The following is an 11759-nucleotide window of genomic DNA, read 5'->3' as shown; positions in this document are numbered from 1 at the left end:
CCACCGCCGCCACGGCCCGCTGTGATAGACTAATTGTTTGCTTGGCGCCGGGAAGGACATCGGATGAGAACGCAACCAGCGCCCGTACTCGTTCCCCTGCTGCTGGCCAGCGTGGCGGCGGTGCTGGCTTTCCTGCGCGCAGATAGCGGCCTAGCCTCGGCCCAAGCTCCCGGGTTCGCTGAGATCGCCTCTCCTGCCCCCGGGCAGTCGTTGTCAGGCATGGTTACGATCGCCGGCTCGGCCAATCACCCCGCCTTCGTTTCGTACGACCTATCCCTTGGCTATGCGAACGACGAGACGCAAACTTGGTTCCCCATCGCCGAATCGGTCACTACGCCGGTGATCGACGGCCCGCTCGCGCTCTGGGATACTCGAGGCCTGAGCGATGAGACCTATGTGCTTCGGCTGCAGGTGCTGCTGGACGACGGCAGCCGCCTGGAGGCCATGGTGCCTGACGTGCAGGTCCACAACTACACCCCGACCCGGCCCCCGGCGGCGGACAGGGTCTCCACACCGCCGCCAATGATCGCCCTACTCAATGCCCCGCCCCCGACTGCCCAGCTGGGTGCACCACCGGCTGCCTCGCCGCCTGCCGAGCAGATCGTCTTGAAGTACTTGCGGCTCGGCATGGCCGCCGGCGTGGCCAGCCTGGTTGCCGTAGGAATCGTGGTTCTCGGGCGCCGCGCTTGGCGCTGGGGAAAGGCGGCCGTGCCCCGGCGCCGGGCTCGGCGCGGGCGCAGGCGACGGAGCACGCGCCCATGACTGACCAGAACTCGGGGCCGCCAGCGCTCTACTTGATCGCCGGATTGGGGAACCCCGGCCGCCGATACCAGGCCAACCGGCACAACATCGGCTTCCTGGCGCTCGACCGCTTGGCCGCCATGGGGGGGCTATCCTTCAGCAAGAGCAAGGAGGAGGCGCTGGTCTGTCAGGGCGAGCTTGCCGGCCGCAAGGTCCTCCTCGCCAAACCCCAGACCTACATGAACCTTGCCGGAAGGTCGGTGGCCAGCCTCGCCCGCTATTTCGCCATCCCGTATGAAGCGACCCTGATTGTGCTCGACGACATGGATCTCCCACTCGGTCGGCTCCGGTTGAAACCTTCGGGTTCCTCCGGCGGCCACCGGGGTCTGCAGTCCATCCTAGAGCGGACTGGCACGCTGGAAATCCCGCGGCTGCGGATCGGCATTGGGCGGCCGCCGGGACGCCAGGCGCCGGCCAGCTTTGTTCTCGAGAACTTCGGTCCCGGCGCGCAACCCGTGTTGATGGAAACGCTGGAGCGAGCCGAAGCCTGCATCCGGGCCTACCTGGACTCGGGGATTCAGGCCGCAATGACCGAGTTCAACCGCGACGCCGGCTAGCATGGACCTCTCCGCCCTGCTCGATCACCTGAGGGCACTCCCAGAAGTGCCGTCGTTGCTCGAGGTCGTTGCCGCTGGCACCGCGCCTATGTCAGCCCTGCGAGTGCCGCGGTCTGCTCGTCCGGCGCTTGTCGCTGCCATCGCTCACAACCTGGCCCAGCCGATCGTGTATCTGGTATCCCGCACCGACCGCGAGCTCGTCGTGCAAGAGGAACTGGCAGCCTGGACACGCACGGTCCCGGTGCTCCCTTTCCCCGAACCCAATCCGTTGTTCTACGATTGCTCACCCTGGGGGCCAAGGACGATCCGGCAGCGGGCCAGCGTGCTGGCCCATCTGACCCAGGGACTGCAGCCCGGGGGCCTCCAGCGACCGCCGCCGCCGCCGGCCATCATCCTTGCCACGGCCCGCGCCTTGATGACCCGCACCCTGCCGCCGCGTGTGTTCATCGCCAACTCTCGCTGGCTGCACGTCGGCAGCAGCCAGCGCCTCGACCGATTGCTTAGGCTGCTGCTCGAGACAGGCTACCAACGGGAAACCCTGGTTACCGAACCTGGAGGGTTCAGCCACCGCGGCGGCTTAATCGACTTCTGGCCGCCGCAGGAATCCCATCCCATCCGCCTCGAATTCGACGGCAACTCGCTCGATTCGCTACGAACCTTCGATCCCGCGACTCAGCGCTCTCGCGAGCAGGTCTCCTGGGTGCGGTTGACGCCAGCCCGGGAAGGGCTCCCCAAGTTCTACCTTCCGGAGTGGGATCATCTGCTGCCGGCTGGCCTCGACGGCGATGCCCTCGAACAGCGCGCCGCCCGGCTGGAGTACTTTCTCCCCTGGATGCACGACGCGGCTGCCGGCTTGATGGACTACGTCCCGGAAGCAGCCCTGGTGATGGTCGACGACCGGGCCGCATTTGAAGACATGATCACCGAAATGGAAGAGCAAGCCATGCTCCTGCGCAGGGAACAGGAGGCAGCCGGGCAGCTCCCCCCGGATGCGCCCATTCCCTATCTGGGGCTGGCAGAGATCGCCGACTCGCTGCCAGAAGGGCGCCTCCTCGACCTCGGATACGTTCAGACCGGGGCAGCCCATGAGTCCGCTTTGGGGGATCGCTTCACTGCTCCGCCGCGCTTCGGCGGCCAGGTGCGCGAGATCTTGGAGTTCGTCGCCTCGCGCCAAGACGCCAGCGAAAGGGTCGTGCTCGTCAGCCGCCAGGCCCCGCGAATGGCTGAGCTCTGGAGCGAGCGCGGTACACCAGCCGCCTCGCTGGCGGCCCTGGAGCCCGATCTCGCGCCCGGCGCGGTGCGGTTCGTCAACGGCGCCCTCTCCGACGGCTGGAGCTTGTTCCCGGCAGACGCGACTCCCCTTCACCTGCTCACCGATGCCGAGCTGTTCGGTTGGGGCAGGCCCCGCCCGAGGCCGCGCCTGCGGGAGGCGGCTGCCGCCCCTGAAGCGCTGTTCGCCGATCTGCAGACTCAAGATCTGGTGGTCCACGTCGATTTCGGGATCGGCCAGTTCGCCGGTTTGGTCGAGAGAACCGTGGACGACATCCGCCGCGAGTTCCTTCAGATCGAATATGCCGATGGCGCCCAGTTGTTCGTGCCGATCCACCAGTCCGACCGAATCACTCGCTACGTGGGCAGTGGCGAAGCCTCGGATGCGCCGGGGCTCTCGCGTCTGGGAACGCAGGAGTGGGAGGGCGCCAAGCAACGCGCCCGGGCCGCCGTCGAACTGGTCGCCCGCGACCTGCTCGATCTGTACGCCCGCCGTCTCACTGTGACCGGATATGCGTTCTCGCCCGACACAACGTGGCAGCACGAGCTGGAGGCCTCGTTTCCGTACATCGAGACCGACGACCAGCTTCGAGCGCTCGAGGCCGTCAAGCGCGATATGGAAAGCAGTCGCCCGATGGATCGGCTCATCTGCGGTGATGTCGGCTATGGCAAGACCGAAGTCGCCCTGCGGGCGGCGTTCAAGGCCGTGCTCGACGGCAAGCAGGTGGCGCTGCTGGTGCCCACCACCATCCTTGCGCAGCAGCACCTCAACACCTTCCAGCAGCGGCTGGCGGCGTTCCCGGTCAGCCTGGAGATGCTGTCTCGGTTCCGGACCCGCCAGGAAGCCACCGAGATCGTCGAGCGCCTGGCGAAGGGCGAGATCGACGTCATCATCGGCACGCACCGGCTGCTGCAGAAGGATGTCCGGCTGCGCGATCTCGGTCTGCTGATCATCGACGAGGAGCAACGGTTCGGCGTCACGCACAAGGAGTTCCTCAAGAAGCTGCGGACCGAAATCGACGTCCTAACCCTCACCGCCACCCCCATCCCGCGCACGTTGTACATGGCCCTGACCGGAGCCCGAGACATCTCGACCATCAACACTCCCCCGGACGATCGGCTGCCTGTAGTCACCCATGTCGGGGCCTACGATCCTCGGCTGGTCCGGCAGGCGATCCTGCGCGAGGTCGACCGCGGCGGTCAGGTCTTCTATGTGCACAACCGGGTGCAGACGATTGAGATCGCCCGGCGGCGCCTGCAGCAGCTCCTGCCCGAGGCCAGCGTGGAGATTGCGCACGGACAGATGCAGGAGCGACAGCTGGCCCAGGTGATGGAGCGCTTCGCCCAGGGCGAGGTCGATGTCCTCCTCAGCACATCGATTATCGAATCCGGCCTCGACTTCCCAAACGCCAATACACTGATCGTCGAGCGGGCCGATACGTTCGGGCTGGCACAGCTATATCAGCTGCGCGGCCGCGTCGGCCGGGGCGCGGTGCGGGCTTTCGCCTACTTCCTCCGCGATGGCCAACACCGCTCGACCGAAGAGGCCCTGCAGCGGCTTGAGACTCTCGCCGAGCACTCCCACCTGGGCGCCGGTTATTCGTTGGCCATGCGGGATATGGAGATGCGCGGTGCCGGCGATATCCTGGGGATGCGCCAGCACGGCCATATCAGCGCCATCGGCTTTCATCTGTACACCCGACTGCTCGCCTCCGCCATCGAGCGCCTTCGGGCAGGCTTTCCCGCCCTGCCCTCGATCTCGGACCGGCTGCCTCTCCCAGGAATGCCGCTCGATGTCACGGTCGAACTGCCACTGAGCATGCGCCTGCCTGAGGAGTACATCCCGGACCGGGACCTGCGTCTGCGCCTGTACCGACGGATCGCCACTCTGCGCACGCTGGAGGACATCGAGGCCTTGCAGCACGAAATGCGCGACAGGTTCGGCGAACCGCCGGAGGAGGTCCGCAACCTCCTCTATCAGATTCGCTTGAAGAACCTGGCGGAGCGGGCAGGTGTCACTTCGGTCACGCTGGAGCATGGGCAGGTGCTGATCCGGCTGCGGGAGGCCCCACACGAAGCCCTGCCGGCGAGCTTACAGGCGCCCGATCTGCGGCGCAGCAAACGAGGCCTTTGGCTTGCGGCCGCCGGGGAGGCGGTCTGGCAGCGCTTAGAGCAGGTGCTGTACCTGCTGGGCCAGCCTGACCCCGCCGCTGTGCCGGCCGGTTGAGCCGCCTGCAGGACAGGGGAGGCGCGGCAGGTCTCCCCCGAGCGACCCACGCCCGGTCTCCCTCCGCTCTCCCCGGAAGGTTCCCCATCGGCGCCGCCGACCAGTTTTCGACGAGCCGGGCTTTTGGGCCCGCCGGATAGTCTGCCATCCAGCGAGGGATGGAGTACGGCGCACGACCGAGCCCTGGTGCAGCCGGAAGGCTAGATCTCCCCTTGATAGCGGATGATCACCGCCACGTACGGGTCGCCCCCAGCGTAGTCAAACCCGACTGCCCAGGTATCCCAGCCAAACTCTGAGCCGGCGGGTTCAGCCGGTGTGTAGAACGCCAGGTAGTTGAGGTTGGCGTACTCTGTCGGCCAGGCTGGGGCGATGGCCGTTTGGCCGGCCGGGAGGACTCCGCAGACAGCGGGTACGCTCTGCACGGCCTTCGCCAGAGGTTGGAGGATAGCCTGGGCGAAGCTCCCGGTGGTGTCGCTGCCGGCCTCCGGCCGGGTCTGCCAGTCGATCGGCTTGGCCGAGGCGAGGAGGGTCGCCAACTCCCCGGGCGCAATGTGAACCTCGCCCCCCCGTCCATCGAGGCGGATCGCCACACCCCGCCATGGACTGACGGCGCCGCCCAAGGCGCCGAGATCGGCAGCTTCACCCGCCCGAAGAAATCGCTGCAGGGTGTCTGCCACCCGTGGATCGGAACAGACTTCATCCGAGGTGCGGGCCTCGGTCAGGTGAATGGCCGGAGCCCAGCCTGTCCCCCCACCTGGCAGTCCGATCTCGACCCAGACTGAGCTGCCCAGCAGGCTGCTCCTGCCGGTGACCCGCACCGGCCGCTGGTCGGGCAGCAGCCGGGCGATCTCAACGCCCGAGGAACCGGCCTGCTCCCGCACCGGAAGGGTGTCGCCCTCGGCGACGAGGACCACGCCGTAATCGATCAGTGGGGAGAGCGAGGGTAGTTCGGGAATGGAATCGGCGCCCTCCGCCGGTGCTCTGTCTTGCCACCCTGATAGCAGAGGGTCGCGGGCGGGGGCGCGGGTACAGCCCACACTCGCGGCAACCAAGCCCAGGACGACAATCAGCCAGGCATGCGGGCGAGGATGGTTCAGGGGTCCTCCCACGCCGGGCGCTGGGCCCGAGCGCCAACGCCGGCCGGGGATCAGGGACGTGGCGCCGTCCGAGAGCGCGGCTTGACCGCTCGAGGGCGCGGCTTGACCGACCGAGGGCGCGGCTTGACCGGCCGAGCCCGGCGCCGGGTGGTCTTCGGCTGCTCGGGCGCCAACGCCAGGCTCAAGACATCGTCCATGTGATCCACCAGACGGATGTCGATCGCCTGGCGAGCGCTTTTCGGCACCTCCGTCAGGTCCTTGTTGTTCTGCCGCGGAAGGATGACCCGGCTGAGCTTCAAGCGGTAGGCTGCCATGACCTTTTCGCGCACGCCGCCCACCGGTAGCACCCGCCCCCGCAGCGTGATCTCGCCGGTCATCCCCACTTCCCGATCGACAGCGCGGCCGGTCAGGGCTGAGGCGAGGGAAGTGGCGATTGTGATCCCGGCACTGGGGCCATCCTTCGGGATAGCCCCTTCAGGAATATGGATGTGGATGTCCCGCTTCTCGAAGAGCTCCGAGCGGATCCGCAGCTGTCGCGCCCGCGACTTGATGTAACTCAAGGCGGCCTGAGCGGATTCCTGCATCACTTCCCCCACCTGCCCGGTGACCTGCAGGCTGCCCTTGCCATCAACGAGAAGGACCTCGACCGACATGGCTTCACCCCCGTTCTCGGTCCAGGCCAGACCGGTCGATGTGCCGATCTGGTTCTCGCGCTCCTTCTCATGCGGGCTAATCTCGGGCGGTCCGAGGAGGCTGGGGATCAGCGAAGGCGTGACCCTGTGAGGGATCTGCTTCCCCTCCGCCAAACGGCGCGCCAGGCGGCGGCAGGTCTTTCCTAGCTCACGCTCAAGGTTGCGTACTCCGGCTTCCCAGGTGTACTCCCGGATCATCATGCGGATGGCGTCAGCAGAGATCGCGAGCTTGCGGTCATTCAGCCCGTTCTGCTCGATCTGGCGCGGCACCAGGAACTGGCGGGCGATCGCCAGTTTCTCCTCCTCAATGTATCCGAGGAACTCGATGATTTCCATTCGATCCAGGAGCGCCGGCGGGATCGTGCCTGGATTGTTGGCCGTCGTCACGAAGAGCACCTTGGAGAGATCGAAAGGCAGCTCCAGATAGTGATCCGAGAAGGCGTGATTCTGTTCCGGGTCGAGGACCTCGAGCAAGGCCGAGGAGGGATCGCCGCGGTAATCGTGGCCGAGCTTGTCAATCTCATCCAGCATGAAGAGCGGGTTGAGGCTGCCCGCCCGGCGCATGGCTTGCAGGATCCGCCCAGGCAGGGCGCCGATGTAGGTGCGGCGGTGGCCGCGAATCTCGGCTTCATCGCGGATCCCGCCCAACGAGATCCTGATGAACTTGCGCCCGAGGGATTCGGCGATCGATCTGCCGATCGACGTCTTGCCCGTCCCCGGTGGGCCGATGAAGCACAGAATCGGCTGGCGCTGCTTATTTCCCGCCAGACTGCGCACGGCAATGTATTCCAAGATGCGATCCTTGGCATCGCGCAGGCCGTAGTGATCGCGGTCCAGGATCTCCTTGGCGTGGCGCACGTCCAAGTTGTCTACCGTGACCTCACTCCAGGGCAGCTCGACCAGCCAGTCGACATACGTGCGGATGATGCCGACTTCGGGAGACATCGCCGGCATCTGCGTCAGGCGTTGGATCTCCTTCAGGGCGCGTGCCTGAACTTCTTCCGGCAGAGAGAGGTGATCAACGAGCTCGCGCAGGTCGGCGATCTCCTGCGCCCACACATCGCCCTCGCCCAGCTCCACTTGAATTGCCTTCATCTGCTCGCGCAGGTACATCTCGCGTTGCGAGCGGTCGACCTCGCTTTGCACCTGGTTGTGAATGCGGTCTTCGAGTTCCAGCACGTCCAGCTCGCCCCCGAGCAGGACGCTGATGCGTTGCAGCCGGGTCACCGGATCGAAGGTCTCCAGGACGCCCTGTCGCTCCGGGATGCTCAGCTCGAGGGCGGAGGCGACCAGATCCGCCAGCCATCCCGGGTCATCGACATTTGAGGCGTACAGGTAAGCCTCTTCGGGGAGGGTTCGATTGAGCTGGACGCACTTTTCGAACAGCGTCAGCACAGCCCGCATCAAGGCGACGGTCTCCTTGTTGCGTTCGGCCGGCACGTCGGCCAGCCGCGCCCGCGCCTGCAGGAAGGGACCGCCGCCGACGTAGTCAACGATCTCCACCCGACGCCGGCCCTGGGTCAGCACCGAGGTCGATCCATCCGGCAGGTGCATCAGCCGCCCAACGGCCACCTCGGTCCCGATGCGGTACAGGTCGGATTCGGCGGGACTGTCGACGTCCGGATCGCGCTGGGCGACGGCGATCATGGTCTTGCCGGCACGCGAGCTGGATTCGACCGCCTGCAGCGTGGGGTCATGGCTGACAAACAGCGGGGTGACCATGTTCGGATACAGGACGGCGTCCCGCAAGGGCAGGACGGCACACTGAATCAGCCCAGCCGAATCGACAGGCGCATCCTCGACGTCATACAGCTCCTCCATTCGGCGCCCCATCCCCTCGCCGAGGTCGGGGATCTGCTGCCAACGGGCGCTGCCGCGGTTCATGCCGGCACCTCGGCCTCGGATGGAGCGGTAATCTTGCCGAGCGATTCCCAGTAGCGCAGGGCATCTCCGACAACAAACAGGCTCCCGGTCACCAAGAGCACTTCATCCGGGCGCAGAATCTTCAGGCCACGCCCGACGGCCTCGGACACCGGGGTGACAATCTCTACCCGCGTTCCATGCCCGTGAGCCAGGGTGGCCAGATCCCCCGCCTCGGCCGCCCGGGCGTGATCCGCCTGGGTGGCGATCAGCCGGGCGACGCGCGGCAGCAGCTCGTCGAACATGCCGGTCAGGTCTTTGTCAGCCGAGGCTCCGAAGACCATGGTGATGAATTGGCCGGGGAAATAGTCATCCAGGGCGATGCGCAATTTAAGGGCCGAGTCTCGATTGTGGGCCGCATCCAGGATCACAATCGGATCCTGCGACAGCACTTGGAACCTTCCGGGCCAGGTGGTCTGGGCGAAGCCGCGCCGAATCGCTTCTTCGGGAACCTCCAGGCCCTGGCTGCGGGCCACCTGCAGCGCGGCGTACGCCACGGCGCAGTTGGTGACCTGGTGGTAGCCCAGCAGCGGGATCTCGTAGCGGGGAGGGACCCATTCCACTCCTCCGCCGGACTCGACGAAGGCATCCATCTGATCCTGCTCGGCCGCCGACCAGATGTACAGCGACTGTCCGGTCAGGGCATGCACCCCCGGGGCATACAGCCACTCCTTGCCCACCCGAACCAGGGGTGAGCCTCGCTCCTCAGCCACCCGGGCCACGACATTCTCGGCTTCATGCTGCTGGGGCGCCAACACGACCGGCACGCCCGGCTTGATGATCCCGGCCTTCTCGCCCGCAATGTCCGAAAGGCGGTCCCCGAGCAGGTGGGTGTGGTCGTAGGAGAGGGAGGTGATCACCGAAACGAGCGGGTGAAGGACGTTGGTCGCGTCGAGCCGACCCCCCAACCCGACTTCGATGACGGCACACTCCACTCCCTGCCGGGCAAAGTACAGGAAGGCCAGGACGGTGACAATCTCATACATGGTCAGGTCCGGGACCTGAGCGACCACCGGCTCGAGCTCGTCGATCAGCTGCGCCAGATCACCCTGGGGGATCACCCTGCCGTTGATCTGCACCCGCTCCCGGAAGTCGACCAGGTGCGGAGAGCTGTAGAACCCGGTCCGGTACCCGGCCTGGCGCAGGGCTGCCGCCAGGAACGACGAGACGGAGCCTTTGCCCTTGGTGCCGGCCACGTGAAGGCTTCGATAGGCCTGATGCGGATTGCCCAGGCGCTCGAGCAGCAGCACGACCCGCGATAGGTCGAACACGTCCGGGGCGTAGCGGTAGCTCCGTTCGGCGCTGTAGTCGACGAAGCTGTACAAGTAGGACAGGGCTTGCTGGTAGGTGCGAGGCATAGGCTGAGGATTGTAACGCCCGCCCCCAGGGGCGACAAGCCCTGGCCCGTTTGCGGCCGGACTGCTTTCGCGCTGTGATAGCTGCATCCCCGCAAGCCAGAAGGGAGGTGGCACCCAACCGGCCCAACGGTCCTTTGGGTCCGCCCTTCTCTCCCTTTCTCTCCAAACCCACAAGTTTGGAGAAGAAACCGATCCGCCTCCGTTATACCGTGCTCAACGTCCTGCTCGCCGTCGAACCAGTGATCATGGACCTCGTCATAGCCGTCTGGGTCGGCATTGGCCCCTTCGCCAGGGTCCTGGGGCTCTCCCTTCACATGATCGCCGCCTTGGGGAAGCTCTTCTCGGAGGATGTCGAGACCATCAGCGCCGGGCCGATGGAAGCTGTCACCGCCACGAGGGCGACGCGCCTGCAGATGATCATCGATGCCGCCGTGCCACGGATCATCTCGACGTACGTCTCCCTGACGATGTATCGCTGAGACATCAACGTGCGCATGTCGACGATCATCGGCTTCGCCGGCGGCGGCGGGATCGGCTTCCTGCTCCAGCACAACGCCAACCTGCTCAACTACCGCGCTGCCAGCGCCGAGGTTCTGGCCATTGCCCTGGTCGTCACGGCCATGGACTACCTCGGCACGTACCTCCGCCAAAAGGCGGTCTGAGCTTTCAGCATTCAGACCCTCTCCCATCCGAGAATCGGGCCGCGCCCGCCCCGACCCGTGCCCTCGAATGAGAGAATGCCCTGCCACTTCCCTGGCCTCGCTCGAGCGCGGCCAGATGATATAATCCGCCGGACTGCGGCGATCCCTGGATGAACGAGCCCGTCCTCGTCCTCAACGCCAACTACGAGCCGCTCAACGTGTGCACCACGCGCCGGGCGCTGACCCTGCTTGTCGCCGGCAAGGCCGAGATGCTGGCCAACGGCCGCGGCTATGTGCACACCGTGCGCTTGACCCTCCCTCGCCCATCTGTTATCCGCTTGGGGCACATCGTGAAGCGACCCCGCCCCCGGGTGCGCCTGAGCAAGAGAGAGATCTTCCGCCGGGACAACTTCACCTGTCAGTACTGCGGAGCCCGTGCCTCCCGCCTGACGATCGACCACCTGGTGCCCCGCCACCGCGGCGGTGAGCATCGCTGGGACAACCTGGTTGCAGCCTGTCCGACGTGCAACCTGCGCAAGGGTGGAAGGACGGTTCAGGAAGCACGAATGGCCCTGCAACGCGTGCCACGTGAGCCGGTGGCCACCGTCGTGTACCTGTTCTCACCTCACCTGGAGCGCAACCGCGACTGGGAAGCCTACCTGAAGGGCTGGTAGCTAAAGAGTCTCGAGCAGCGCCAGGACTGCGCCGGCGACGACGCCGTGGCCGCCGCACAGGATGGGGATTGGGCTTTCTGCGACGGCGGCCGTCAGACGCCGCAGGGCAGGATCCGCCACCTGATCGGGCCAGCCCATGTCGGCCGCGAAGCGATCGGCCTCCGGCGGCCAAATTCCAGCGTGGGCCATCCATACCCGCGTGTCCCACAATGCGGCATCAGCCATCCCTGACAGCCGGCGGACGAAGCCCTCCGCTCCCAGGTCATCGATCATACAACCGATCATCGATCGGACTTCGCCGCGCTCGGCGCGTCCGTTGGCCAGCATGCCGCGCTCTTCGACGAACAGCCGGACGGAGATCCGGCCCCGGGCTTCGAGTTCCCGCCAGACGTGGGACGACGAACGGCCGATCACTGCCAGCGTACGGGCCTGGGACCTGAGCACCTGTCGCAGGCTGTCCGTCCGCCTCAGCATATCGGCCGGGCCTTGGTTCAAGACGGTCTCCAGAAACGGACCCAGGTCT

At 66.3% G+C, this 11759-nt stretch carries 10 protein-coding genes; 6 read left to right on the top strand and 4 right to left on the bottom strand.

Annotated features, from left to right (window positions below; translation table 11 throughout):
• Positions 1-63: 63 nt before the first annotated feature.
• Genes MUO23_09950 through mfd form a run of 3 tightly spaced genes read left to right on the top strand, consistent with a single transcriptional unit; the run spans position 64 to position 4854 of the window.
• Positions 64-762, top strand: coding sequence for a hypothetical protein (locus MUO23_09950; GenBank protein MCJ7513276.1), 699 nt, complete (start codon positions 64-66; stop codon positions 760-762).
• Positions 759-1358, top strand: coding sequence for an aminoacyl-tRNA hydrolase (gene pth / locus MUO23_09945; GenBank protein ID MCJ7513275.1), 600 nt, complete (start codon positions 759-761; stop codon positions 1356-1358). The genes MUO23_09950 and pth overlap by 4 nt, the downstream gene beginning before the upstream one ends.
• Before the next feature lies 1 nt (position 1359).
• Positions 1360-4854, top strand: a complete 3495-nt coding sequence (gene mfd, locus MUO23_09940) for a transcription-repair coupling factor (protein ID MCJ7513274.1) — start codon at positions 1360-1362, stop codon at positions 4852-4854.
• A gap of 200 nt (positions 4855-5054) precedes the next feature.
• Here mfd and MUO23_09935 read toward each other — a convergent pair whose 3' ends face one another.
• The 3 genes from MUO23_09935 to MUO23_09925 are packed head-to-tail and all read right to left on the bottom strand — an operon-like array spanning position 5055 to position 9921.
• The gene (locus MUO23_09935) at positions 5055-5963 is read right to left on the bottom strand and encodes an SH3 domain-containing protein (protein MCJ7513273.1); all 909 of its coding nucleotides are present in this window, start codon (positions 5961-5963) and stop codon (positions 5055-5057) included.
• Positions 5964-6001: 38 nt separating this feature from the next.
• Positions 6002-8527, bottom strand: a complete 2526-nt coding sequence (gene lon, locus MUO23_09930) for an endopeptidase La (GenBank protein ID MCJ7513272.1) — start codon at positions 8525-8527, stop codon at positions 6002-6004.
• Positions 8524-9921, bottom strand: a complete 1398-nt coding sequence (locus MUO23_09925; protein ID MCJ7513271.1) for a bifunctional folylpolyglutamate synthase/dihydrofolate synthase — start codon at positions 9919-9921, stop codon at positions 8524-8526. Before MUO23_09925 ends, lon begins: the two co-directional genes overlap by 4 nt.
• A gap of 107 nt (positions 9922-10028) precedes the next feature.
• Here MUO23_09925 and MUO23_09920 point away from each other — a divergent pair, with 107 nt between their 5' ends.
• The 3 genes from MUO23_09920 to MUO23_09910 all read left to right on the top strand — a co-directional run bounded on the left by MUO23_09920 (position 10029) and on the right by MUO23_09910 (position 11236).
• Positions 10029-10400: a hypothetical protein gene (locus MUO23_09920; protein ID MCJ7513270.1), complete on the top strand. Its 372-nt coding sequence runs from the start codon at positions 10029-10031 to the stop codon at positions 10398-10400.
• Positions 10401-10415: 15 nt separating this feature from the next.
• Entirely contained in the window at positions 10416-10583 is a 168-nt protein-coding gene (locus tag MUO23_09915) for a hypothetical protein (GenBank protein MCJ7513269.1), read from the top strand.
• 149 nt (positions 10584-10732) lie between these two features.
• Positions 10733-11236, top strand: coding sequence for an HNH endonuclease (locus MUO23_09910; GenBank protein ID MCJ7513268.1), 504 nt, complete (start codon positions 10733-10735; stop codon positions 11234-11236).
• Here the strand turns inward: MUO23_09910 and MUO23_09905 are convergent.
• A partial coding sequence (locus MUO23_09905; protein MCJ7513267.1) for a hypothetical protein occupies positions 11237-11759 on the bottom strand: 523 nt, incomplete at its 5' end.

The organism is Anaerolineales bacterium, assembly GCA_022866145.1.
Taxonomy (GTDB): domain Bacteria; phylum Chloroflexota; class Anaerolineae; order Anaerolineales; family E44-bin32; genus PFL42.
This window is presented reverse-complemented; position numbering and strand designations above follow the sequence as displayed.